This is a genomic window from Pedobacter sp. Leaf41 (assembly GCF_001422545.1).
Classification (GTDB): Bacteria; Bacteroidota; Bacteroidia; order Sphingobacteriales; family Sphingobacteriaceae; genus Pedobacter.
On sequence record NZ_LMLE01000011.1, the window covers coordinates 215,539 to 239,852 of the forward strand.

Sequence of the window (24,314 nt, forward strand, 5' to 3'; positions counted from 1 at the left end):
CGCAATATCCTTTATTGATCTTACTACAAATGCCAACGAAGGTGAAGTTCCACATATCAATGATCTTGACGGTTAAATGATTTCATTTTAGATGTTACGAACGAAAATTTAAATTTATGAAGAAACACTTACTCCATTTGAGCATAACATTGATCGTGTTGTTTGGCTCAATAAATTTCAGCTTTGCCCAAACCGGTTCAGGCAGCATGACAGTTGATAATTCGACCGTAGCAATTGCCTCAGGCACCACCGAACAACGCTACAGTGAAGGCACTTTCTTCGGTCCAAATGCCAATTGGCAAATAGATGGGGTGCTGGAGATTTACAGCAAAAATGTATGGATTGCTCCGGGTGCTACCTTTAGCGGTAACGGAAAAATCGTGGTCTATAACCCAGGCAACAACCCTTTCTATTCGGGTATGGCTGCTGGTCCAACACAAATTGATGGAAACAATGGTGTTTTTATCAATATGTTAATTGAGCATCGCAATAATGGCAACATGATGCTGGCCGATGTAAACGACCCTGGTTTTGGTACAACAAACCCTGCAGGATTAAATTCTGCGTCATTAAACATCGCGGGTACGATAGATCTGGCGGTCGATCAGGCTGATATTATCCTGAACGGTCATAACCTGGTTTTTGGAACTACAGGTAAAATCATTAACTATTCTAAAGATAGAATGGTGGTAACCAGCAACAGCATTGCGGGGCACATGGTGAAAGATTATGCAGGAAGTGATGGCTTTGTTTTTCCAATCGGTATTGATGAGGGAGATTATACACCTGCAACTTTGACGCCAGCAACAGCGGGTCGTATTTATGCCAGTGTACAAGATTACATGCTGGCCAATAAGCCAGTGCTTAAAGAACGCTTAGGGATGGATAGGGTATGGAATATTTACAGTGCCATGCCAGTTACCGCAAATATGATTTTGCAACATAATGCCAATACCAATGGCAGTTTGTTTAAAGATGCGAATGCTGCTATTTCCCGCTACGTAAGTGGCAACAAATGGGACATGTTAAAAGGTACAAACCCGGCAACAGGTATCCATACCCGCAACAATATAGCCTTATCCAATGATGTAAATGCAAACGGCGCTTATTATACAAAACTATCTGTTTCCGGACAGGATTTGTTTATCCCAACCTTATTTACGCCTAATGGAGATGCAAATAACGATATGTTCGAAATCAGAGGGCTTGAACTGTTTGCCGAAAACTCTTTGGTTATTGTAAACCGTTGGGGCAATGAAGTGTACAGATCCAACAACTATCAAAATAACTGGAGTGGAGAGGGGCTGAATGAAGGGACCTATTATTATCTGCTAAAAGTGCGTGAAACTGCCGGAGGTGAATGGTTTACCTTTACGGGATGGACTACTTTAATCAGGGCATTTAAAAACTAATAGCGGCAAAATTCATCCGCTAATTGAAATGATTACTTATGATCTGATGGCAGATCGAAATACAAAAAAATGAAAAGAATACTACAGATCTTAAGTGTGTTGCTACTGTGTTCTACTTTGGCTAAAGCCCAACAGGATGCACAGTTCAGTCAGTATATGTTTAATGGAATCTATATTAACCCGGCTTATGCAGGTTATAAAGAGCAGCTTAATGTACATGCGTTTTACCGCACCCAATGGACAGGGATCCAAGGGGCGCCCAAAACCGTGTCGATAGCTGTTGATGCCATAGCCAACGATGGCAATGTAGGTTTAGCGCTTCAGGTGTCGAGTGATAAACTTGGTGCACAACGCAACCAATCTGTATATGGTAATTATGCATATCGCATCCGCTTAAATGCTGATGGAACTTCGCGATTAGCATTTGGCTTAGGTGTAGGGGCCGTTCAGTTGGGGATTGATGGGGCAATGTTGAATCCAAACGACCCGGAAATCTATCAACCTGTAGGGTTGCAAAGTACCATTTTGCCTGATGCAAGGGCAGGAGTTTACTTTGCTAACGATCGTTTTTATGCTGGTTTTAGTGCCGATAACCTGGTTTCTCAGTACATTGATATTGATCGTTATGCTTTTATTGCTCAACCAAAACCGCATTATTATTTAACCGCCGGAACATTAATTCCACTATCGAAAGATATTTTACTGAAGCCTTCGTTCCTTTTAAAAGATGATAGGGGTGGTCCAACCAGTTTAGATTTGAACGCTTTCCTTATTTTGGCAGAACGTTTCTGGATTGGCGGCTCGTACCGGACGGGCGTAAAATTATACAATAAAAGTTACCTGCAAAAAGACTTGAGTCAACTCAATTCTGCCGTAGGAGCCATACAGGTTTTTCCAACAGAAAACTTGCGTATAGGTTATGCTTACGATTATTCTATCGGGCCATTACAAGGTTACAGCAGTGGTACTCACGAAATATCTATAAGTTATTTCTTTAACAGGAAAAATGTGCGTATGCTTACACCAAGATTCTTTTAGTGGAAACAATATTACATGACGATTAATCCTCTTGAATTAAACAAACAATGAAGAAATTATACTACATCATTACGCTAGCATCCATATTGATCTTGGTAGAAAAACCAGCTTTTGCCCAATATGTGTTGAAGGAGGCCGATGCTCAATACCAATTGTTTAATTATAAAAAAGCAATTGATCTTTATGAGCAGGCCTATAAAAAGAAACAGACACTGTATACCGCCGAACGGTTGGGAGAATGTTATGCCCTGGTAAATGATTATAAACAAACTGAAAGCTGGTATGCTATTGCTGCTGGAATGCCCGACACAAAGGCGGATAATATTTTGGCTTATGCAAAAGCATTACAGCAAAACTCTAAGTATGCAGAGGCAAAGTCACATTACAAAAAGTACGCAGAGATTAATAAAAGTCTAACACCGAAAGAGCAAAGTTTGTGGCTTTCTAGCTGCGATTCGGCGATGGTTTGGATGAAAAACCCAACGGCTACTACCATTAAAAATGAAACCAGGATGAATACCCCACAATCTGATTGGGGTGCTACAGCATACAATAATACCATTACTTTTGCATCCGACCGTGGAAATGTTCTGGAAGACAAGCAGAGCGGAGCACGTCCTTTCTTAAAATTCGATGGAGCAAAGCGTCCGGATCGTACCATTTATGGTTGGACAGGTAACCATTACCTAAGGCTCTATATGGTTGATGGAAAACAGGATAGCGTGAACATGTTTCCTCTTGATGCCAACACCAATTACCATGTTGGCCCGGCAAGTTTTACCAAGGATGGAAATGAAATGTTTTTTACCTTAACCAGAATACCCAAAAAACCTGTTTTTGTAAAAGGTAAACTGGCAACTGTTAATGTAGAGATTTATTCGAGCAAAAAAGATGCAGCCGGTAAATGGGCTGTTCCATCACCTTTTAAATATAACAAAGTTGACGAATACTCTTTAGGCGATCCTTTTGTTACTAGCGATGGGAATAGCTTATATTTTGTGTCTAACATGACTGGTGGATTGGGTGGTACCGATATTTATGTAAGTCAGCGTACCGATGCCGGCGATTGGGGAACACCTGTAAATCTTAAGGAAATTAATACGGAAGGTAATGAACGCACACCAGTTTTTGATACGGAGAACAACTTTTATTTCAGTACGGATGGAAGAGTGGGTATGGGTGGACTTGACATCTTCAGAACTAAGCTATCCGCAGGGAAAGTAGCAGAGCCTAAAAATTTAGGTTATCCTACAAATTCACCACAGGATGATTTTGCTTATCTTAAAACATCGGCTTTAAGTGGTTTTTTAAGTTCGAACAGAACGGAGGGTTTAGGAAGCGACGATATTTACAGTTTCACAGAACAGCAAGTAATTGCCTTTAGGTTAACAGGAAAGGTTTTTGATAAAACAACCAACCAACCGCTTTCAAATTCGATTGTAACGTTAACAAAAATAAACGGCCAGGCATTAAAAGTACAAACTGATGAAAGTGGTGATTTTAAATTTGACTTGGATAAATCATCTGACTATAATTTAACAGGAGATAAGACGAATTATAGAAGTGATGTGGTTTCTTTAACCACGAATAACCTCACTACCTCTACTGTAATTAACAAAGATTTATATCTTGAAAAAATTGAACTGGATAAAGCCATTAGGATTGAAAATATCTATTATGATTTCGACAAATCGAATATCAGACCTGACGCCGCAATTGAATTAGATAAATTAGTAAAAATAATGAGAGACAATCCAACCATTTGGATTGAGCTGGGTTCGCATACGGATAGCAGAGGTAACGATCAATACAATCAATGGTTGTCGCAAAGCAGAGCAAATTCTGCGGTTCAGTACATTATTGATCGTGGAGTTGATAAAAACAGAATTACTGCAAGAGGATATGGTGAGCGTAAATTACTTAATAACTGTGCTAACGGTGTCAAATGTTCCGAAGCGGATCACCAGTTAAACAGAAGAACAGAGTTTAAGATTACAAAACAATAATATTTAACAAAGCACAACCAGTGAGAAGCTATCCTCTAAAGGGATGGCTTTTTTTATTGATGGTAAACAAGAGGCGAGCGCATTGGACATTTGCCAATAATTCTTCTTAGACTCGTTAGAATTGGCTAGTAAAATTGCCTAATTGGCTTTTAATCACAGGCAGAAAAATTTGAAAATGGATCGTAGAACAAGTGATCTGTTATTTTGTTGCCTTTGTAGGAACATTTATAGTTACTTTACAGGTAATCGAGTAAAATTAGATATAAGATGAGAATTAGCGCTGGAATATTGCTTTTTAGAAAGAAAGAAGATGAATTGGAATTCTTTCTAGTTCACCCGGGTGGCCCATTTTATACCAAAAAGAATGAAGGGGTTTGGTCTGTGCCAAAAGGAGAACTTGATGGTGATGAAGAGCCATTAAAAGCTGCTGTAAGAGAATTTGAAGAAGAGACTGGAAAAATTGTAACAGGTAACTTTATCCCGTTAAATCCTATTACACAAAAAGGAGGGAAAAAGGTGCTCTGCTGGGCACTAGAAGGCGATTTAGATCCTTCCACGCTAGTGAGTAATACCTTCGAGATGGAGTGGCCGCCAAAATCTGGCAAAATGCAGGATTTTGTTGAAGTAGATCGTGGCGATTGGTTTAATTATCAAAAGGCCTGCGTAGCCATTAAAGATCGGCAGATTCCGTTACTTGATGAATTGCGAGGCCTATTAAAATTAAGCTAATAACTCGAAATGGAGTATTTCCTTCTCAACGCCATTGATGATTATTGCAATTTGATGTTCTCCTAAATGAAATTTTCTTGTGGTAATTAGTATAAATTTTTGTTTGCGAAGAACGCTTATTTCAGCACCGGCAGAATACATGCGTTCCGAAATTTTGAATACTTTTTTTGTGTTCTGTCCATTTTGCTTCTTATAGTAAATGGCATATTCTAACCTCACTTTCTTTTCCATACTATTTACATTTTTAATGGTAAAAGCTAAAGAAAGGCTTTCGCCAATTTTAACTTCAGGACTGATGAGCTGAAAATCTTGCATAATAATACCTTGATCGTCTAAGCCATAATGTTGCAAAATTTCTGGATGTCCCTGTTTTAATAGCGTTCGACTACCATGCTTAATAATAGCGTCTGTTTCTGGGCTTAATCCTGACCAACTTTGCGCAACCTTGATCACCACATCAGGATGATCTTTGGCAATATCATTTAAGCTGTTTGCCACGCTTCTTCTCACATATTCAGATGAATCGTGTTTTAAGTTATTCAAAATCGGTAGAATTGATGTTGGGTCTTTTTTTAGAAAAGGAATCGCCATGGCCCAGGGGAGTCTTGGTCGGCTACCTTCGCTGGCCAATCGCCTTACTTTGGGGCTGGAGTGTGTTGACCATTTCAGCATTTTTTCGATCATCCGTTGTTCGTACCTTAAAATAAAAGGGCGAACAGCAAATTCGCAACTTATAAATTGGGTAACAAATTCAAGTGCCTCAACCGATTCTTCAAAATAATCAATTCCGTAGGTTTCTAAATAATCGGGCAAAAATATAAAAGCCAATCCATCTTCGCCAATTCCGGCAATTCGCAATTGCTCAATTGTTTGTTTTAGGAGCGAAATAGTGGCGACATAATCTTCAGGCATGAATTGTTTTAATACCCGTGTAGTATGTTTCATTCGTTCTTTCAGTTCTTTAGATTCAAAATCCAAAGTGTAAATATTCTTGATAAATTGAGCTTTGTCGAAATCAGAGATCGAAACGGATAAAGCATCTCCTAATCTATCGTAAAAGACTGGAGAATATAAATCTTTGAGTAACATATGATTTTGGTTAAGCAAATTTAAACTTTGGATGATATGGGTTTCTGAAATGTTTTAAACAATCGGCTTCTATTTCATCCATAAATGAAATCATTTATCGAAAATTAATTATTGAGCCATTTATTTGGCAAATTTGTTTATCACTTAAAAATAAAATGATATGAAAATAGGATGGATAGGTTTAGGTAATATGGGAATTCCGATGGCCACTCAACTCATTGATGCAGCTTATCAGGTTGCAGTTTATAATCGGAGTAAAGGTAAAGAAAGTGAGTTGCAAAAATTAGGTGCAGCCACTGCTGAGACGCCACAAGCACTCTTAGAAAAAGCAGATATTGTAATTCTAATGGTTTCTGATGATCAGGCGATTGAACAAATTTTTGAAGGTGACAAGGGTTTACTGTCGGCAGATGCAAAAGGTAAAATCATCATCAATATGAGTACTGTTTCCCCTGGTATTTCTAAGCAGATGCACCAAAAATGCAAACTTAACGGAATCGATTATTTGGATGCCCCTGTTTCGGGAAGCGTTAAGCAGGCAGAAACCGGGCAACTGGTTATTATGGTAGGAGGCGAAGAAGAGGTTTTTGAAAAAGCCAAACCTGTACTTGAAAAATTAGGGAAGTTGACCCTGCGTGTTGGAGAAGTAGGAGCGGGAAATCAGGCTAAATTGGCTATTAATTCTTTGCTGGCTTTATATACACAAGGTTTAGCCGAAACCGTTTTGTTTGCCAATCAAAATGGAGTTAAAACCGATGATCTTTTGAACCTCATTAACAGCGCCGCGATCGGTAATATTTTTACTAAAATAAAGGGTGATGCCATTCTTGCTGAAAATTATAAACCTGCATTTGCGTTAAAGCATATTGTTAAAGATTTAAGATTGGCACGAGATGAAGGAATCTCTTCGCCCTTGGCAAAAACTGTATTGAAAACTTTCGAAAATGCTGAAGCTGAATACGGTGAAGAGGATTTAATTGCGGTGATTAAAGCGTTAAAGTAAGGGATTACAAGTCAGAATTATCTCAAAGTTGTTCCTGAATTGAATCTTTCAAGATAGGCGTTCGCAACAAATAATGTTGCGCTCGACTGGGGATTTTACATTCGTTATAGCTTTACGATTCCCGCCTTCGCGGGAATGACGGCAAGAGTAGTAAAAGACTAGTAGCGGCGTTTAATGTTCTTTTAAATTTACACTAAATATGAAAGTTCGTTTTCCCACCATTGACATTTTTAACTTTTCGTCATTGCGAAATCGATTTTTCATCGATTGAAGCAATCTCATTTGTGGTATTGTTTTAGTAACGAGATCGCTTAGTACCTCTACATAATCACCGTTTTTAATGCCATTCATATTGATTTTTATAAAACAAATTATCCCTCAACTCGACATAAAAAATAAAAACAAGGTAATATTTGCATCGTACGAAAAATATCGTACCTTAGATTTATGAAGAATAATCAAGTTGATCATAATTTGCCAGAACCAACCAAAGCTGAACTAGAAATTCTGCAGGTGCTTTGGGAGTTCGGTCCCTCTACCGTTCGCTTTGTAAACGAAAAACTCAACGAGAATAGGGAGGTAAACTACACGTCAACGTTGAAACAGATGCAAATTTTAACCGAAAAGGGAATTTTAAAACGTGATGAAAGCCAAATGAAGCACATTTATATTCCTGTAGAAGCCGAAGAAAAAACTAAAGTTCAACTGCTCGATCGTTTTGTAAACACTTTGTACAAAGGCTCTGCATCTCAATTAATGATGCAGCTTTTAGGCAATGAAAAAACTTCGAAGGAAGAAATTGAAGAGATTAAGCGACTATTGGAGGGTATGGAATAAATATTAAAAATTCTAAAGAACCACAATTATGAATTTTAAGCATTTTGATTTTTTGCCCGAAAATTGGTTAAACGCATTGGGCACCATATTATTCCACTCTTTATGGATGGGCGTAATGCTGGCCATTATCGCAGGGGCAATTATGTTTGTCGCCCGAAAAGCAAGTGCAAAGCTTCGTTATAATTTGCTTACTGGCTGTTTATTACTATTTGTTCTCGCCATTTGCGTTACTTTTTCTCTGGAACTAAGCCATCAAGCCACTAATACAAATGCTGAGCAAACCACTGAGGTGGCCATTCATTTAGCCAATTCGAGCCAAAGCCAGTTTATAGCTGCTATTCAGTTTGATTTATTTGCAAACCTAAATAAGTTTTTGAGTATCTGGAATTCATATGCTTATCAAATTGTATTGCTTTGGTTCTTAATTATTTGTGCTAAAAGTGTGCAGTTACTGGTTGGTTTAAGCAGCATTTATCGTTTAAGAAACAACCAAACTTATGCGGCTGGCAAAACCTGGGATGAACATTTGGACTTGCTATCCCGTAAACTTGGTTTAAATCAAGATGTAAAAATGTTGCAATCGGGAATTGTGAAAGTGCCCTTGGTAGTTGGTCATTTGAAACCATTCATTTTAATTCCATTAGGGTTATTAAATGGGTTGAGCACTGTAGAGGTTGAGGCCATTTTAGCACATGAACTAGCACACGTAAAGCGCAGGGATTATCTGGTGAACTTGCTACAGAGTGCTATCGAAATTGTATTCTTCTTCAATCCAGCGGTATTGTGGGTATCGCGACTTATTAAAACCGAACGCGAACATTGTTGTGATGATTTGGCCATTGCATGTGTAAACGACAGGAAAAATTATGTTAAGGCCTTAATTTTTTGTCAGGAGTTTAAGCAGCGTGCACCTGCTTATGCAATGGGCATAAATGGAAAAAACGGTAGCCTGCTACATAGGGCAAGCAGGATGTTATTTAACACCAATTCAACTTTAAACAAAATGGAAAAGACAATATTAACCATCGCATTGGTTTCTACTGTGATTTTTACTGCAGCCTTTAAAAATGTAGGCAAAGCAGCATCAATAAGTAGCGCGACTATTTCTAACTCAATTCTAGCGGTGCAGGATACAGCGAAGAAAAATAAATCTGCCGAGCAGTTGGAAAAGGAAATTGAGCAGAAAATAAAAGCTGCAGAAAGGAAGGCAACAGAGAAAAATAAGCCGACCAAAAAATCACCTGATATGCAGGATCAGGCTGATTATGAAGAGATTGCTAAACAAGCAAAACGCGATGCCAAGCAGGCGGTAATCGATGCCAAGCAGGCGGTAATCGATGCCGAGCAGGCGGTAATTGATGCTGAGGTAGCAAAGAAAGATGCGGCTCAAGCGGTAATCGATGCCAGGGTTGCTGAAGAGGATTCTAAACAGGCGATTATTGATGCCAAACAGGCAGCTAAAGATTCTAGAAATTTTCAAAACCCAGCAAAGATGGGTGGTGTGCCGAGAGCTCCGAAGCCACCTAAAACGCCAAGAATAAATAATTCACCTGTTCCAATAGCGCCACCAGCACCGCCTTTTCCCCGATTAAATGCTGCTCCACCAGCACCCGCTACACCGCCCACTCCACCAAAAGCCAATGGCCACTCAACCGTTAGTGAAGGAAATACTGTGAGTGTGCATGTTGAGAATGGAAAAGATAATTCAAATAAAATCATCACTCAGTTATTGAATGATGGATTAATTTCCAATACCACAAAACTTTCATTTTCTCTGGATAAAAATAACCTGATTGTAAATGGAGTAAAACAAAGTAAAAGTCTTCACGCAAAATACAGATCAAAATATTTGGAAGGTAATAGCCATCTATTAAGTTATGCGGTAAACGTAACAAAGACTACGAAATAATAAATTTCGGTAGCTGCCTCGTAAGTGATTTTGCTTTATGATGAAAATGTTCTACTTTCAGTTTGAAAATCATCTTTCAGATATGAAAAAAGGAATATTCAAATGCCTTGCAATAATTATAGTTTTACTATCGTCGCAGCTAAGTTTTGCAGCAACTGTAGATACGGTGCTCACCCACAGCAACGTCATGAATAAAGACATTAAAGCTGTTGTTGTAAAACCTCAAAATTATGAGGCCTTATCAAAACGATTTCCGGTTTTATATTTGTTACACGGTGCTGGGGGTAAGTATTCTGATTGGCTATTGAACACTAAAGACAAAGAAGCTGTAAAAAAACTAGCAGACAACTTTGGAATGATGGTTGTTTGCCCGGATGGAGGAGTAACCAGTTGGTATTTCGATAGTCCGGTAGACCCTTCCTATCAATACGAAACTTATGTTTCAAAAGAATTGGTCGAATTTATTGATCGGAAATATCGTTCTATTGCAGATAGAAATGGGCGGGCAATAACAGGTTTAAGTATGGGCGGTCATGGAGGTTTATACCTTGCTTTCAGGCACCAGGATGTTTATGGTGCCTGTGGAAGTATGAGCGGAGGAGTCGACATCAGACCTTTTCCTGAAAACTGGAATATTGCAAAAAGGCTTGGCCCTTACAACCAGTTTCCCGATCGCTGGGAAGCCAATACTGTAATTAATTTAACACATCTTTTAATTCCGAATAAACTGGCCATTATATTTGATGTTGGCCGGAACGATTTTTTCTATGATGTTAATGTGGCGCTGCATGATAAATTAACGGCCCGCAATATTCCTCACGATTTTACAATAAGACCAGGAGCTCACAATTTTGAGTATTGGGAGAGTGCCGTTGCTTACCAAATGATGTATTTCAGTAAGTTTTTTAATAAAAACAATAACTAAAAGTTTAACTGGTTTAAAGCTAAAACGCCAATCAGGCCTAAAATAGATACGATACTTTCCATCATGGTCCATGTGCTGAAAGTTTCTTTTAAGGTGAGGTTAAAATATTCCTTAAACATCCAAAAACCGGTATCGTTTACGTGAGAGAACATTAAACTGCCGGCACCAACCGAAAGTACCATTAACTCTGGAGGCGCATTTGGGCCAATTAACGGTAAAACCATTCCGGAAGCGGTAAGTGCAGCTACAGTTGCCGAACCCAGTGTAACCCGAAGTGCTGCGGTAATTAGCCAGGCTAAAATTAATGGTGAAAGACTCAGGTTTGCAGTTAAAGTTTTAACCGTCTCGCCCATGCCACTGTCAATTAAGATTTGTTTAAAGGCACCACCAGCAGCGATAATTAAAATAATCATGGCGATGCTTTTAACACCTTCGGCGCAAGATTCCATTGCTCTCTCAATACTGTTCTGTTGAAGAAATAAAGTAATCAGTACAGAAATTAATAATGCTGCCGTTGGATCTGCAAGGAAAACAAAAAAGGTTTTCCCAACGTAAGGAAAGCTTATGCTGCTTCCAGCGGTTCCGGCAACGATTAAAAAAACCGGGAGCAGTGCAGTAATAAAACTTCTGGCAGCCGAAGGTAAATTTTTTCCTTCTTCGATAACTAAAGTGGATAGGATTGGCTGATCTTTTTTGATGATTAATCGCGGAAAGAGAACACCAGCAACTGCGGCAATTGGCAAGGTTAAAATTAAACCGTAAATAAGCGTTTTGCCGATATCGGCATGAAAAATTCCTGCTAATGCAACCGGACCAGGATGTGGTGGTAAAAAGCCATGTGTTAACGAAAGAGCAGTAGCCATTGGTAAACCTATGTAAAGCTTCGAAAGCCCTGTAGCAGCGGATATTGCGAAAACCAAAGGAATAAGTACTACAAAACCGGCATTGTAAAACAGCGGGATACCCACCATGAGTCCGGTAATTAATACCGCCCATTGGATATTGTTTTTGCCAAAAGCTTTAATTAGAATAAATACAATTCTTTGTGCGGAACCGCTATCCTCAATTAATTTTCCCATCATAGCACCTAGGGCAAGTACCATTACCATGCTGCCCAGCGTACTGCCGACACCGCTGGTAATCGAACTCATTACTTTTGCAGCAGGCATACCCAGGAACAAACCAGTCAAAATAGCAACTGCCAATAAGGCAATCATCGGGTTAATCTTTTTTAAGATCAATACAAAGAGAACCAGAATTCCGAGTAGCAGAATGAGTATTGACATGGTTGTTGGTTTAAGGGAATATCTTTAAGACTTACTTTCTCACAATGATTGTTCTTCCCGTTACGAGATAAAATTCGTAAATTTTATATAAACCGTCGTCATCTATCTCAATGCTTTCCACCAGGCCGGTTTTACTAAAGGTATCGGTTACCATATCGCCAATTTTAACATCCCGGAGTACATCATCAGGCGTTTCACTGTTTAATCTGATCATGTGGTAAATGTATTATTTAAACAATAAATACGGATAGAAAATTTACTTTAACTCCTCTTTATTCACAATTATTTCTAAAAGGCTGTGTAATAATGAAATTGTTAAGTTGATTTCCTTGCCCTTATTTATAATTTCATCATCGATATGAATGTCCGATCCTTTCCAGGTGATGTTTAGTTTTTTGGTTTGAATAGGCTTAATCGGGGAGGTAGTTTTTTTGCCATCAATAATATCCTGAATGTATTTTCCCATTACATTTCGCTTTTCTTCAGGAACAATAACAACATCAAAAAAACCATCACCAGGATCAGCGTTTTCACTAAGTTTTAGGTTTGGCCCTAATCTGGAAATATTCATCACTTCTACCATCAAACAATCTTTTTCAATTATTTGATCATCAATTTCTATCCTACAAGAAATTGCCGGGTACGATTGTGATATTTTCAGTAAGGTATCCAGCGCAAGTTCAAATTCATCCTCAGCCGATTTAATATGATCGGTATTGGTACTCTCTAAAGTTTCTATGAGTTTAGGAAAAAGTCCGAAGCCAATAGCTTCAATAAAGTAAGCTGCTTTTTCTAAACCTAACACCTGACCCACATCAAAATTCCGAAGTTTATACGAATCCCAGGTAGAAATGTTTTTACCAACATCTTCAGTAATTCCCAATGATGTAGCAATATTATTGGCTGTACCGAAAGGAAGCAAAGCAATTGGCCTTTTAAATTTTAGCTTTTTACTTAACAGATTCATAATCGTTTTGCGAATCGTACCATCGCCGCCGGCTATGGCAATAAACTCGGTTTCTGGTACTATATCTTTTAATGATTTACTATTCGAGGCCACATAAGAGCACTTGTAACCGTAGGATTTCATGATCTTTACAATCTCCGTTTTAGAATGTTTCCCTGCTCCAGCGGTTGGATTATGAACCAAACGAACCAATTTATCTGCCTTTTTCATATTGATTGGAACAATATCGCTCTCAATTAGGTTTTAAAGTATAGCACATAATTTTAACTCGTTAATCATGAATATTCTCATCACAAACGACGACGGTATCTATTCTCCGGGGATTGCAGCTTTAGCAAAAATTGCACAGCGCTTCGGCACAGTAAGGATTGTAGCTCCCGATGTAGAACAATCATCAATGGGGCATGCCATTACACACTCGCGGCCCTTATCCATCAAATCATCGCCAATAACATTTGAAAACGTTGATGCTTTTCGTGTAAATGGAACTCCTGCCGATTGTGTTGCCTTGGGCCTGCACATGTTTCCTGATACCAATGTGGTGCTATCGGGAATTAATATGGGGCCAAATTTGGGTAACTCCATGTGGCATTCGGGTACGTTAGCCGCCGCTAAGCAAGCGGTGCTTTTAGGTGTTAAAGGAATTGCCTTAAGTACACCTGTTGGTAAAACGGAACCCGATTTTAGCGCAATTGATCCTTTTGTAGAGCAAACACTTCAAATTCTGTTGCAAAACGATGATTTGAGGCTTTACAATGTAAATTTCCCACCGAAACCGGTAGATATAAAGTGGACCAGGCAATCCGTTAGACTTTATGATGGACAAGTGGTTCCAGGTGAAGACCCGATGGGTAGAAAGCATTTCTGGATCACGGTAAGCCCACTCGAGCCAGCCGATGAAAACACAGATCGTTGGGCTGTGGAGCATGATTTCGTATCCATTACACCTTTACGGTTAGATTTAACCAATGAAAGCGAACTATCGGGTAAACTAGATATTATTGAGGTAAATCACTAAAAACGAAGCATGATTTATAGTTGACTATTGGTCATGCTTTGTCCAGACCAAATCAGCTGTTTGATAACCTAAACCCTGTGCTTTTTTCAAATAAGCTTGTTTGATGTTTTCGGGAATCGTTTTAGTCCGCGATAAAATCCAAAGATAATCCAGGTTATTTCCTACAACTAAAGCATATTGGTAATCTTTATCAATTTCAATTACATTGTAACCTGCATAAAATGGACCGAAGAAGGAAACTTTCAATCTTGCTTCATCGTTTTCGTTTACAAATTTTGCCTTTCCTATACTTTCCTTCCACTCTTTTTTAACGTAGTTGTAGCCTTTATTGTCAACTTTGATCGTTCCATCATCATTAAGCGAATAGGTTGCCGTTACATTATTTAAATCTTTTTCAAACTTAAAATCCATTCTGGCAATTTCATACCAGGTTCCTAAATATTTATCTTTTTGAAAAGGTTTAACGGCCTTAGCGCCTTGCGGAATAGAAACACTGCAACTTGCATAACTAATAATGATCACGCCTAAAGTGGCTAGTAATATTGCATTTCTTAGCTTAGTGTTCATGTGTATCTTTTTAGATTAATTGAACATCTGTTTAGCAAAAAGGTTTTTTGATAGACCGATATTTAACATAATGATAACCTAACGCTGAACTAAATCAAAGTGTTAAATTTCGATTCGATATGGTTTTTGGCTTGTTTTTGGAATTCTTCGGGGGTTTGGTTGGTTTGTTTTTTGAAAAATCTACTAAAATAAGGCCTGTCAGAAAAACCGAGATCATAAGATATTTCTTTAATGGTAAGTTCGCTATGGATGATTTTCCTTTTCGCTTCCAAAATAATACGGTCATGAATAATTTGCATGCCTGTTTTGTTCAGCTTATCTTTTAAAATTTGATTTAAGCGCTTCGAACTGATTCCAATTTTACCAGCGTAAAAATCTGTGTTTCTAATTTGTTGATAATTGCTCTCCAGCAACATCAAAAATTCGTAAACTCTTTTCTGGTTGATATCCTGGCTGGTAAAATCGTGCTCTTTGACTTGTATTAATTTTAAAATAAAAACTTTAAGTAATGCTTTTATAATAATTAAGTTATTTTCTGGTTTGTGATATTCATTTTCTATCAGGCTATAAATCGAACCTAACTCCTTCGCGGTTTCTTTATCAAGCCTTAGACAGGAAAATTCTCCCTGAACATTGAATATTTTAAACAGATCTAACAAAAATTCTTTATCCTCTCCCTCAAGCACAGTTCGTTTGAAAGATATCAATTCGCCAGTCTTCCCTGCTTTGTTAAGTTGATGAACTCGATAGGGTGGGATAAGATAAATCCAGTCGCCCTTGCTATCAATTTCCGAGTGGGGCGATAAGGCATGTAAGGCATTCTCATTCTTCAACCATACGATTTCGAAAAATTCTTTGCGGTTTGGATCGTTGAGGTAGCTCGGTGGGCAGTTATTTAAATTTCTGATGTAAATAACTGATTTTTCAAGATTGAAATCGCTTGCTGTGTTCATTATCACAAAGTTAAATACTTAATTTCTTTACAGTTGGATAATAAGGAACATATGGAGGACTATTCGGAAACTTAACAAGTATCATTAGCTATTTATGACTTTTAAAGGATGGAATTTCCTTATTGTACCATAATAGTGGCTGATAGTATAACCAAATACGCAGCTGTCAAATCTACCTTTGGGCAACGAATTAGTCATTGGCAATGGAAGTTAATATATTAATGGAAGAGATGGAAAAAGATATAACGGTATTGGATGCGGTTGATAATCAGCAGCTGGTATGGAGTTTACAAACCAATTTGAACCAGATTATAGAAGAGAATTTAAATCTAGCTAAACGGCTGGAGCTTGAGCAAATCATCCCTTTTATTTATCAGATTCAACAGGCCAATCATATCTTCATTACTGCGGCTGGTCGTTCAGGTTTTGCAATGCGAGCAGCAGCCATGCGCCTGATGCACTTGGGTTTTAGCGTTTATTATGTTGGAGATACCACTACGCCCGCCATCAAAAAAGGCGATTTATTAATAGCTGCGTCAGGATCGGGCACCACTGAAACGATTGTCAGATCAGCAGAAAAATCGATTGAAGCAGGGGCGAAGCTGGTGGCCATAACTACAAACTCAACATCGAAATTGGCCGAGCTGGCCACTCATGCTGTAATTGTTCCTGCAGCAGAAAAGCAGGATCATAGCAAGAAAATTTCAAATCAGTATGCCGGTAGCCTCTTCGAGCAATTTCTTTTATTGCTTAATGATGCCATTTTTCAATCTCTATGGAAATTAAGCAATAAGCCTGCAGAAGTACTTTGGAAGAACCATTCTAATTTAGAGTAAAATCATATTTATCATTTATAAAACAAATCATGGCAAAATTACAAGTAGCAATCGATTTATTAACAACAGAAGAGGCATTGGCTTTGGCAGCGAAAGTTGCACCATATGTCGACATTATAGAATTGGGTACACCTTTGATCAAAAATATTGGATCAAGCGTAATCACTGCGATGAAAAATGCCCATCCAGATAAATTGGTTTTTGCGGATCTGAAAACTGCTGATGCAGGAGAACTGGAAGCTGATATTGCTTTCAAAGCTGGAGCTGATTTAGTAACCGTAATGGGCGCAGCTGGAAATGCAACTATTATAGGGGCAGTAAAAGCTGCAAAAGCACATGGGAAAGGTGTTGTTGTAGATACCATTGGCTATCCTGATAGAGTTAAAAGAGCACAGGAAGTGACGGAACTGGGCGTTGAATTTGTAGAACTACATGCTGGTTTAGATGAGCAGTGGACAGCCGGTTATTCTATTCAGGTTCTAATAGATGAGGCTGCAAGAGTGGGTGTTCCAGTTTCAATAGCTGGTGGCGTAAACATTGAAAACGTAACAGCAGTAGTTAAAGCTGGCGTAAAAGTGGTGGTTGCAGGTGCTGCTATCTATGGGGCTGAAGATCCTGCAGCTGCAGCAAAAGCACTTCGTGAAGCAATTGATGCTGCTTAAATTCATACAGTTAATCGTACTTAATTTAGAGGTTGGCAACAGACCAACCTCGTTTTGTATATTTGCATATCACTTAACGGTTTAGATATGCTGTTTTTCCTCGTACCTTTTTATTTTACTCTGTTTATTGGATGGTTAATCTATGCTGGGTTGATTAAAAAAAACTTGAAAAAACATATGCAAGTCGTATATGTCGGTAGTGTCTTCAGTATTATCTGGATAATTGTATTTGCAATATCCTTGTATCTATAAGTTCCTTTGATTAACCTTCTGTTCTTAATATCTTAAGCGGTGGTTGATTTAAAATACTTCTTGTGCTTAACACACCAGTAATTACCACAATAAAAACAACTGATCCGAAAAGGCCTAATGTTGCCCAAAAGGGAGGAATGAAAATAGCCTCGAAGCTGAATTTAGCTAAAACCCAACTTCCGCCGATAGCCAAAATTAAACCAGCCCCCGCTGCAAAGGCTCCTAAGAAGAAATATTCAATAGCATTAATGGCTAAAATCTGCTTTCTGCTTGCACCAAGTGTTCTTAATAAAATACTTTCTTTTAATCTTTGATTTTTGCTTGTAAGAACTGCTGATACCAAAACAATCCAGCCAGTTACCATGCTAAAACCTGCCATAAACTGAATAACGAATCCAATTTTATCAAGGATTTCATCCAGCAATTTTAAAATCAGATCCAAATCAATAACTGATACATTCGGGAAGTTTTTAACCACTTCACCCTGAAATTTAGCCGATAGTTCACTTGTAGGTACGCGGGTCATGAGTACATGAAACTGTGGCGCTTCTTCTAATACCCCAGCAGGGAAAACAACCCTGAAATTGGTTTGCATCCTACTCCAATTTACCTCCCTTAAACTTCCAACAACCGTCGGAATCATCATGCCTTGTACGTTGAAGAGAATCTTATCATCTAAGCCCACGTTAATTTGATCAGCGTATCGCTGATCCAGAGAAATATAAATGGTTTCTTTAGGCTTTACTTTACCAATCCAGTTGCCCTTAACAATTTTCTCAGCTGCGGTTAAACTGTCTTGATAAGTCGCCCTGATTTCATTCCTGTACGCCCTTCGATTATTGGTATCTGCACTGGCTTTTTTTCCGTTGATATCTTCAATCCGCATCGTAACCACGGGTACTTCATTCATCAATGGCAATTTAAAGGCTTGAGTTAAGCTATCGATTCTCTTTTTTTGTGTTTTCTGGATATCGAACATCACCATGTTAGGTTGATTACTGCCAGATGAAAGCGTAACCCGACTTATTAAAATTCCCTGAACAAAAAACAATGTGCCGATAAAAGCAGTGGATAAGCCAATAGAAACAGTAAGCATTAAGGTTTGGTTATTAGGCCGGTATAAATTGGCAAAGCCTTGGCGCCATAAGTAATTCGATGATTTTGGAATTAGCGTTTTTACCAAAAACATTAATAACCTGGAAAGGATAATCAGCAAAATAAAGGCAACGCCAATGCTTACCGTAAAAGCCAAAGTTTGTACCCAGGTTTTCATTTGCAAATGGGTAAAACCGACCACAAATGCAGCCATTAACAAATAAACCAACCAGGTTAAAAAATCGCTTTTGCTACGTGTTTTTTCGAAAGATAAACGGATAGCATTGAGCGGGGATATTTTCCTGACTGATAGGAGTGAAGGCAAAGCAAACAACACCGAAATAATTAAGCCAAGCAGTAGACCTTGACCAACCGCCGGCCAGGAGATCTGCATAGTAATTTCAACGGGTAGAAAATCTTTTAGTACTAATGGTAATAAAAACTGAATGCCCGTACCTAGGATAACACCAATGGTAGCCGCAATTAAGCCAATAAAAAATATTTGGATAAGATAAATGAAAAATGCGTGTCGCGATTTTAGCCCCAAACAGCGCAAAGTGGCAATGGCGCTCAGTTTTTCCTGAATGTATACATGAATGGCACTTCCCACACCTACGCAACCTAATAGCAGTGCAATAAAGCCCGAAAGCGCAAGGAAGCGATTTACATCCTTAAAAGATCGGCCGGTTTGTTCTTTCCGAGATTCAACTGTATCGGCATCAAAAGCTTCCTTCTCGAGTTTTACCTCATTTTTTTTTACCCATTCATCCACACCCGATGGATCATCGTAACGGAAATAAAACTTATTATTAATTCTACTTCCCGTTTTTATCAAATTGGTTTTCTCTAAATATTTTAACGGAAGATAAACAATTGGCGCTACGCTTGCCGCAATTCCATTTTGCCCAGGCGCTTTAATTAATGATCCTAATATTTTAAATTTTAAATCGCCAATTTGAACAGAATCGCCAACTTTGGTGTTGAACTGCAGCATCAAAGTTTGATCTACTAAAGCCGTTCTGTCTTCTTGAAAGTGTTTTGCCGCACTCGCTGGCTGGGTTTCAATTGATCCATAATAGGGATAATTCCCTTCTAAGGCTTTCATTTGAACCAATCTGCTGCCACCGCCGTTTTCAAAATAGATCATCGAAGCAAAGGTCTTTTCCTGCGATTTTTCATCGCCTAAACTATCGATAACCTTCTGCATCGCCTTACTTACTCCTTTTCTACTGTCGAGCACTAAATCGGCACCAGTTAGTTCTTTGGCCTGGGCGTCAATATCGCGTTGCAAATTATCCTTGAAAGAATACACCGCAACCAAAGCAGCAATCCCTAAAACAATGGAGGAGATAAAAAGTAAAAGCCTTGATCGGTTCTTTCGGCTATCTCGCCAGGCCATTTTGAAAAGCCATGAAAAACTGATGTTTTGTTTGGGGATATGATTAGGCATAAGTTGAGTTTTCATCTGAAATAATTACTCCACCTTTAATTTTTATGGTTCTGCTGGTTCGGGCGGCAAGTTCTAAATCGTGGGTTACAATTACCAAGGTTGTACCGAAATCTTTATTCAGATCAAAAAGCAATTTAATTACCTTTTCGCTGGTTTCTGCATCGAGGTTGCCGGTAGGTTCATCAGCAAAAAGAATTGCAGGTTTATTAGAAAAAGCCCTGGCCAGCGATACACGTTGCTGTTCTCCACCCGATAATTGAATAGGATAGTGGTGCGAACGATCGGCCAAACCTACTTTTTCAAGCAGTTCCATCGCTTGAACTTTAATATTTTTAGCACCTCTCAATTCCATAGGCACCATTACATTTTCCAATGCAGTTAATGTTGGCAAAAGCTGGAAATTTTGGAAAATAAAACCTACATATTGGTTTCGAACGGCAGCTCGTTCATCTTCATTTAGCTTTTCGAGCGCTATACCATTTAGTTCAACGGTTCCGCTACTCGCCCGGTCTAGTCCGGCACATAAACCTAAAAGTGTAGTCTTGCCGCTTCCGGAAGGTCCAGTAATGGCAACTGTAGAACCAGCCTCGATAGAAAAGTTAATCTGATCTAAAACAGTAAGGTCTCTCCCAGCGTTTTTATAAATTTTACTTACTTTCCGAATGTTTAAAATATTTTCCAAATTTTTGAATTAAAGTTTTGTACCTATGCTTTACCAAACATAACCCCGGCATTGCCTGTTAAGATAATGGTTTTTACTTAGAGAAAAAATTAGATATGATGTTACGAAAACGCTTTATTGGTTTATTTGTTTTGGCTATCCTATTCGCTTCCTGCGGAAATAATAACCGTACCGGAAATGAAGAAAAAACTTTAGATTCGGCTGACCAAAAGCAAGCAGCAAGCGCCAGTCAAAAGAAAACCATCCTTTTTTTCGGCACCAGTTTAACTGCTGGATATGGTCTTGATCCAACAGAAGCTTTTCCTGCATTAATTCAGAATAAAATCGACTCTTTGAATTTACCTTACACCGTAATTAATGGCGGGTTGAGTGGAGAAACATCTGCAGGCGGAAAAGGTAGGATAGATTGGTTGTTGAAACAGCCCATTGATATATTTGTGTTGGAATTGGGTGCCAATGATGGTTTAAGAGGGTTGCCTGTAAAACAAACCACTAAAAATCTTCAGGATATTATTGATGCCGTTAAAGCGAAATATCCAAATGTTAAAATGGTGTTAGCCGGTATGCAAATGCCACCAAGTATGGGCGCCAGATACGCAAATGATTTCAAAAATATATTTCCCGATTTAGCCAGGAAAAATAATATGGCGCTCATTCCTTTTTTGTTAGATAAAGTGGGTGGAATCCCAAAATTAAATCAGGAGGACGGAATTCACCCAACGGCAGAAGGAGACAAGATTTTAGCTGAAAACGTTTGGGTGGTGTTGAAACCACTTTTGTAGTGAAAACCCAGATGTCAACATTGTTAATCTGAAACAGTTCCAGTTTTAACTTCGCCAAATCTTTGATACTTGGCAAATATCACCCCTTTTTTGCTGGTAACACTTTCTATTAATTGAAATGAAGTAGCACTTGCTTCATCATTAAAGAGTCGTTTACCTTTACCTAATATTACCGGATGGATCATCAAAATAAATTCATCAACCAAGTTGTGCGCTAACAATAATTGAACAAGTTTACTGCTCCCCCAAACCTTTATATCGCCACCATTAGTGTTTTTAAGCTGTTTAATATCTTCCAGATTGGTAAGGAAACTGGTGTTTTTCCAAGTGGATTGTTTTAAGGTTGATGACAAAACATATTTGTTTACCTCATTAATTCCTGGCCAACCTTGTTCTCGCTCCGGCCAATAGCCAGCAAAAATATCAAAGGTTTTTCGGCCCAAAAGAATATCAGACGCTTCCATATTCTTTTGCATTTCTTTGCCAGAGATCTCGTCGTTGAACGGGGCAACCCAGCCTCCATATTTAAATTTTCCAGCATTATCTTCATCAGGACCGCCTGGTGCCTGCATTACTCCATCTAACGAAATCATCGATAAAATAATAATTTTTCTCATCATCATGTTTTTAGAACACTGTTATTGACAAATTTTAGTCAAAATTTTTAGCAATAAAAAATCTATTTTCAGTTTTTAACAGGAAACCAGCTCCTAAAACCCTTCACTAATTATAATTAATTTAAATAAATGGAAGTGACTTGCATTATTTAGAATGATTCTTGTTAACTTAGCCGAAATTCTTTTGCACTGCAGAGCGCTATCGAATTTGTTAATCAAAACTATTAAGCTTAGAAATGAAAAAAATCCTAATTGCTGTTCTTGCAATGGCATCGTTTACTGCACAGGCTCAGAAAAATACTTTTTTTGATCAGTCTTTTTGGAAAGGAAATACAGACTTAGCAACAATTAAGGCAGAAATTGCAAAAGGCAGTAACCCTTCACAATTAAACCCAATGTCGTTTGATGCTACTGTGTTGGCTATTAACAATAATGCGCCAACGGAAACGATTTTATACCTTTTATCGCAACCTGGTAATGATGTGAATAAAATTACTCACGATAGCAGAACTTATCTGTTCTGGGCAGCATCTAGAGGAAATGTGGCAGTGATGGAACACCTGTTAAAAAATGGTGCTAAAGTTAATCTTCAGGATAGTCACGGGGCAACACCCTTAACCTTTGCAGCAGGCGGCGGCCAGGCTGATACTAAAGTTTACGATCTTTTAATTGCAAACGGTGCTGATGTAAAAACTAATTTGAATCATGATGGTGCAAATGCTTTATTAATCGGAATCGCCAATGATAAAAACTTTGCTTTAACGGATTATTTTGTAGGCAAAGGATTAAGCTTAAACAGTACCGATGCTGCTGGCAACACCGCTTTTAACTATGTGGCAAGAAGCGGTAACATCGAGTTGATGAACAAATTGATTGCAAAAGGCGTAAAATATAACGACAATGCGTTTATTATGGCTGCACAGGGTGGAAGAGGAAGTTCAAACGGTATAGCCGTTTTTCAATATTTGGAAAGCCTTAAATTAAAGCCAACTGTTATCGGAAGCAATGGAGAAAATGCTTTATCGTATGTAGCCCGTAAACCGAAGCAAGAAGAAGTAATCAACTATTTCCTATCAAAAGGAGTGGATGTGAATGCAGCAGATAAAGAGGGAAATACTGCTTTTATGGCAGCAGCCGGAGGGAATAGAGATTTAGCTACCTTGGAATTATTAGCCAAAAATGTAAAAAACATTAATCAGGTAAATGTGAAAGGTATATCTGCATTGGCAATGGCAGTTCGTGGTAATTCTGCAGAGGCGGTAAGCTTTCTGTTGAGCAAAGGTGCTGATGTTAACGGTGCCGATAAAGATGGAAATAACCTGGCTTATTATCTTTTTCAATCTTATGGACCTCGTGGTATGGAAGACTTTAATGCTAAACTAAAAGTGTTAACTGATAAAGGTCTTAATCTTGCCGCAGTGCAGCCAAATGGCAATACTTTGTATCATTTAGCGGTTGCGAAAAACGATTTGGCTTTAGCAAAACTGGTTGCCGATTACAAAGTAGATGTAAACCTAAAAAATAAAGAGGGTTACACTGCTTTACACAAAGCAGCAATGACAGCTAAAGATACCGAGCTTTTGAAATATTTAATTTCTGTAGGTGCGAAAAAAGATGTAGCAACAGAGTTTAAAGAAACCCCATACGATTTAGCCACCGAAAACGAATTTTTAACTAAAAATAAAGTATCAATCGACTTTTTGAAATAATAAAATGAATAACATATATAAACTGTGCCTCGCTTTTGCTTTAATTCTATTCTTACCTAAATTATCAACGGCACAAAAAACTACAAAATATAAGTGTATGGTTCAAATGACCAACTACACAGGTGAAGGTGCTTACATCGCGGTATCGCTAATCGATGCAAAGGGCGCTTATGAAAAAACACTTTATGTGATGGGATCAGATAAGAAATGGTATCCTGATTTAAAAGAATGGCATAAAGCTTATAAAAGTAAGCCAACAAATATCAGTGCTGTTACCGGCGCATCAGTAACGGGTGGAGATAGAAGTGTAACTACTTTTGATATTGAAACCGCAAAAATCAACAAAGGTTACAAGTTGCGTTTCGAAACTGCTGTTGAAGACAATAAATACTATGTTAAAGATGCTGAAATTCCTTTAACTACTGAAGGTTTGGCCGCTAAAACTGAAGGAACGGGTTACATTAGGTACGTGCGCCTAAGCCCTAACTAA

The 24,314-nt window shown here is 38.4% G+C and carries 23 protein-coding genes; 14 read left to right on the top strand and 9 right to left on the bottom strand.

Annotation, left to right across the window (positions count from 1 at the left end; all coding sequences use genetic code 11):
* Positions 1–116: 116 nt before the first annotated feature.
* The 4 genes from ASE92_RS18590 to ASE92_RS18605 all read left to right on the top strand — a co-directional run bounded on the left by ASE92_RS18590 (position 117) and on the right by ASE92_RS18605 (position 5,185).
* The gene (locus tag ASE92_RS18590) at positions 117–1,412 is read left to right on the top strand and encodes a gliding motility-associated C-terminal domain-containing protein (RefSeq protein WP_082455122.1); all 1,296 of its coding nucleotides are present in this window, start codon (positions 117–119) and stop codon (positions 1,410–1,412) included.
* A gap of 69 nt (positions 1,413–1,481) precedes the next feature.
* Positions 1,482–2,450, top strand: coding sequence for a type IX secretion system membrane protein PorP/SprF (locus tag ASE92_RS18595; RefSeq protein ID WP_056851626.1), 969 nt, complete (start codon positions 1,482–1,484; stop codon positions 2,448–2,450).
* Between the two features lie 47 nt (positions 2,451–2,497).
* Positions 2,498–4,456, top strand: a complete 1,959-nt coding sequence (locus ASE92_RS18600) for an OmpA family protein (protein WP_056851627.1) — start codon at positions 2,498–2,500, stop codon at positions 4,454–4,456.
* 267 nt (positions 4,457–4,723) lie between these two features.
* Complete coding sequence (locus tag ASE92_RS18605) at positions 4,724–5,185, top strand: NUDIX domain-containing protein (RefSeq protein ID WP_056851628.1); 462 nt, start codon at positions 4,724–4,726, stop codon at positions 5,183–5,185.
* Here ASE92_RS18605 and ASE92_RS18610 read toward each other — a convergent pair.
* Positions 5,177–6,274: a DNA alkylation repair protein gene (locus tag ASE92_RS18610; RefSeq protein ID WP_056851629.1), complete on the bottom strand. Its 1,098-nt coding sequence runs from the start codon at positions 6,272–6,274 to the stop codon at positions 5,177–5,179. The genes ASE92_RS18605 and ASE92_RS18610 overlap by 9 nt on opposite strands.
* Positions 6,275–6,434: 160 nt before the next feature.
* Between ASE92_RS18610 and ASE92_RS18615 the strand changes: the two genes are divergently transcribed.
* The 4 genes from ASE92_RS18615 to ASE92_RS18635 all read left to right on the top strand — a co-directional run bounded on the left by ASE92_RS18615 (position 6,435) and on the right by ASE92_RS18635 (position 10,948).
* Entirely contained in the window at positions 6,435–7,277 is an 843-nt protein-coding gene (locus tag ASE92_RS18615; RefSeq protein ID WP_056851630.1) for an NAD(P)-dependent oxidoreductase, read from the top strand.
* Positions 7,278–7,724: 447 nt separating this feature from the next.
* The gene (locus ASE92_RS18625; RefSeq protein ID WP_056851632.1) at positions 7,725–8,114 is read left to right on the top strand and encodes a BlaI/MecI/CopY family transcriptional regulator; all 390 of its coding nucleotides are present in this window, start codon (positions 7,725–7,727) and stop codon (positions 8,112–8,114) included.
* Positions 8,115–8,142: 28 nt separating this feature from the next.
* Positions 8,143–10,023 carry a M56 family metallopeptidase gene (locus ASE92_RS18630; RefSeq protein WP_056851633.1) on the top strand — a complete coding sequence of 627 codons (1,881 nt, stop codon included), beginning with the start codon at positions 8,143–8,145 and terminating at the stop codon, positions 10,021–10,023.
* A gap of 82 nt (positions 10,024–10,105) precedes the next feature.
* The gene (locus ASE92_RS18635) at positions 10,106–10,948 is read left to right on the top strand and encodes an alpha/beta hydrolase family protein (RefSeq protein ID WP_056851809.1); all 843 of its coding nucleotides are present in this window, start codon (positions 10,106–10,108) and stop codon (positions 10,946–10,948) included.
* Here ASE92_RS18635 and ASE92_RS18640 read toward each other — a convergent pair.
* The 3 genes from ASE92_RS18640 to ASE92_RS18650 are packed head-to-tail and all read right to left on the bottom strand — an operon-like array spanning position 10,945 to position 13,411.
* On the bottom strand, positions 10,945–12,234 hold the full coding sequence (locus ASE92_RS18640) for a gluconate:H+ symporter (protein ID WP_056851634.1): 1,290 nt from the start codon (positions 12,232–12,234) through the stop codon (positions 10,945–10,947). The two genes, ASE92_RS18635 and ASE92_RS18640, sit on opposite strands and share 4 nt — an antisense overlap.
* Positions 12,235–12,265: 31 nt before the next feature.
* Positions 12,266–12,448 carry a hypothetical protein gene (locus ASE92_RS18645; RefSeq protein ID WP_056851635.1) on the bottom strand — a complete coding sequence of 61 codons (183 nt, stop codon included), beginning with the start codon at positions 12,446–12,448 and terminating at the stop codon, positions 12,266–12,268.
* 42 nt (positions 12,449–12,490) lie between these two features.
* The gene (locus tag ASE92_RS18650; protein WP_056851636.1) at positions 12,491–13,411 is read right to left on the bottom strand and encodes a diacylglycerol kinase family protein; all 921 of its coding nucleotides are present in this window, start codon (positions 13,409–13,411) and stop codon (positions 12,491–12,493) included.
* A 67-nt stretch (positions 13,412–13,478) separates the two neighbouring features.
* On the opposite strand from ASE92_RS18650, the gene surE reads away from it, so the two are divergent.
* Positions 13,479–14,219, top strand: coding sequence for a 5'/3'-nucleotidase SurE (gene surE / locus ASE92_RS18655; protein WP_056851637.1), 741 nt, complete (start codon positions 13,479–13,481; stop codon positions 14,217–14,219).
* Between the two features lie 24 nt (positions 14,220–14,243).
* Here surE and ASE92_RS18660 read toward each other — a convergent pair whose 3' ends face one another.
* Together ASE92_RS18660 and ASE92_RS18665 are read right to left on the bottom strand one after the other, a co-directional pair.
* Entirely contained in the window at positions 14,244–14,786 is a 543-nt protein-coding gene (locus ASE92_RS18660; protein ID WP_056851638.1) for a lipocalin family protein, read from the bottom strand.
* Between the two features lie 89 nt (positions 14,787–14,875).
* Positions 14,876–15,739 (bottom strand): AraC family transcriptional regulator, encoded by an 864-nt coding sequence (locus ASE92_RS18665; RefSeq protein WP_056851639.1) that lies wholly within the window; start codon positions 15,737–15,739, stop codon positions 14,876–14,878.
* A 203-nt stretch (positions 15,740–15,942) separates the two neighbouring features.
* Here ASE92_RS18665 and hxlB point away from each other — a divergent pair, with 203 nt between their 5' ends.
* Together hxlB and hxlA are read left to right on the top strand one after the other, a co-directional pair.
* Complete coding sequence (gene hxlB, locus ASE92_RS18670; RefSeq protein WP_200926459.1) at positions 15,943–16,575, top strand: 6-phospho-3-hexuloisomerase; 633 nt, start codon at positions 15,943–15,945, stop codon at positions 16,573–16,575.
* Between the two features lie 29 nt (positions 16,576–16,604).
* Positions 16,605–17,237, top strand: a complete 633-nt coding sequence (gene hxlA, locus ASE92_RS18675; protein ID WP_056851640.1) for a 3-hexulose-6-phosphate synthase — start codon at positions 16,605–16,607, stop codon at positions 17,235–17,237.
* A gap of 262 nt (positions 17,238–17,499) precedes the next feature.
* Here the strand turns inward: hxlA and ASE92_RS18680 are convergent, their stop codons facing one another.
* Both ASE92_RS18680 and ASE92_RS18685 read right to left on the bottom strand, forming a co-directional pair.
* The gene (locus ASE92_RS18680) at positions 17,500–20,049 is read right to left on the bottom strand and encodes an ABC transporter permease (RefSeq protein WP_235527397.1); all 2,550 of its coding nucleotides are present in this window, start codon (positions 20,047–20,049) and stop codon (positions 17,500–17,502) included.
* On the bottom strand, positions 20,027–20,716 hold the full coding sequence (locus ASE92_RS18685; protein WP_056851641.1) for an ABC transporter ATP-binding protein: 690 nt from the start codon (positions 20,714–20,716) through the stop codon (positions 20,027–20,029). The genes ASE92_RS18680 and ASE92_RS18685 overlap by 23 nt, the downstream gene beginning before the upstream one ends.
* Before the next feature lie 95 nt (positions 20,717–20,811).
* Between ASE92_RS18685 and ASE92_RS18690 the strand changes: the two genes are divergently transcribed.
* Positions 20,812–21,498 (top strand): arylesterase, encoded by a 687-nt coding sequence (locus ASE92_RS18690; protein WP_235527398.1) that lies wholly within the window; start codon positions 20,812–20,814, stop codon positions 21,496–21,498.
* A gap of 23 nt (positions 21,499–21,521) precedes the next feature.
* Here the strand turns inward: ASE92_RS18690 and ASE92_RS18695 are convergent, their stop codons facing one another.
* The gene (locus ASE92_RS18695) at positions 21,522–22,115 is read right to left on the bottom strand and encodes a dihydrofolate reductase family protein (RefSeq protein ID WP_056851812.1); all 594 of its coding nucleotides are present in this window, start codon (positions 22,113–22,115) and stop codon (positions 21,522–21,524) included.
* A gap of 236 nt (positions 22,116–22,351) precedes the next feature.
* Between ASE92_RS18695 and ASE92_RS18700 the strand changes: the two genes are divergently transcribed.
* Both ASE92_RS18700 and ASE92_RS18705 read left to right on the top strand, forming a co-directional pair.
* Positions 22,352–23,824: an ankyrin repeat domain-containing protein gene (locus ASE92_RS18700; protein WP_056851643.1), complete on the top strand. Its 1,473-nt coding sequence runs from the start codon at positions 22,352–22,354 to the stop codon at positions 23,822–23,824.
* Positions 23,825–23,828: 4 nt separating this feature from the next.
* On the top strand, positions 23,829–24,314 hold the full coding sequence (locus tag ASE92_RS18705) for a DUF2271 domain-containing protein (protein ID WP_056851644.1): 486 nt from the start codon (positions 23,829–23,831) through the stop codon (positions 24,312–24,314).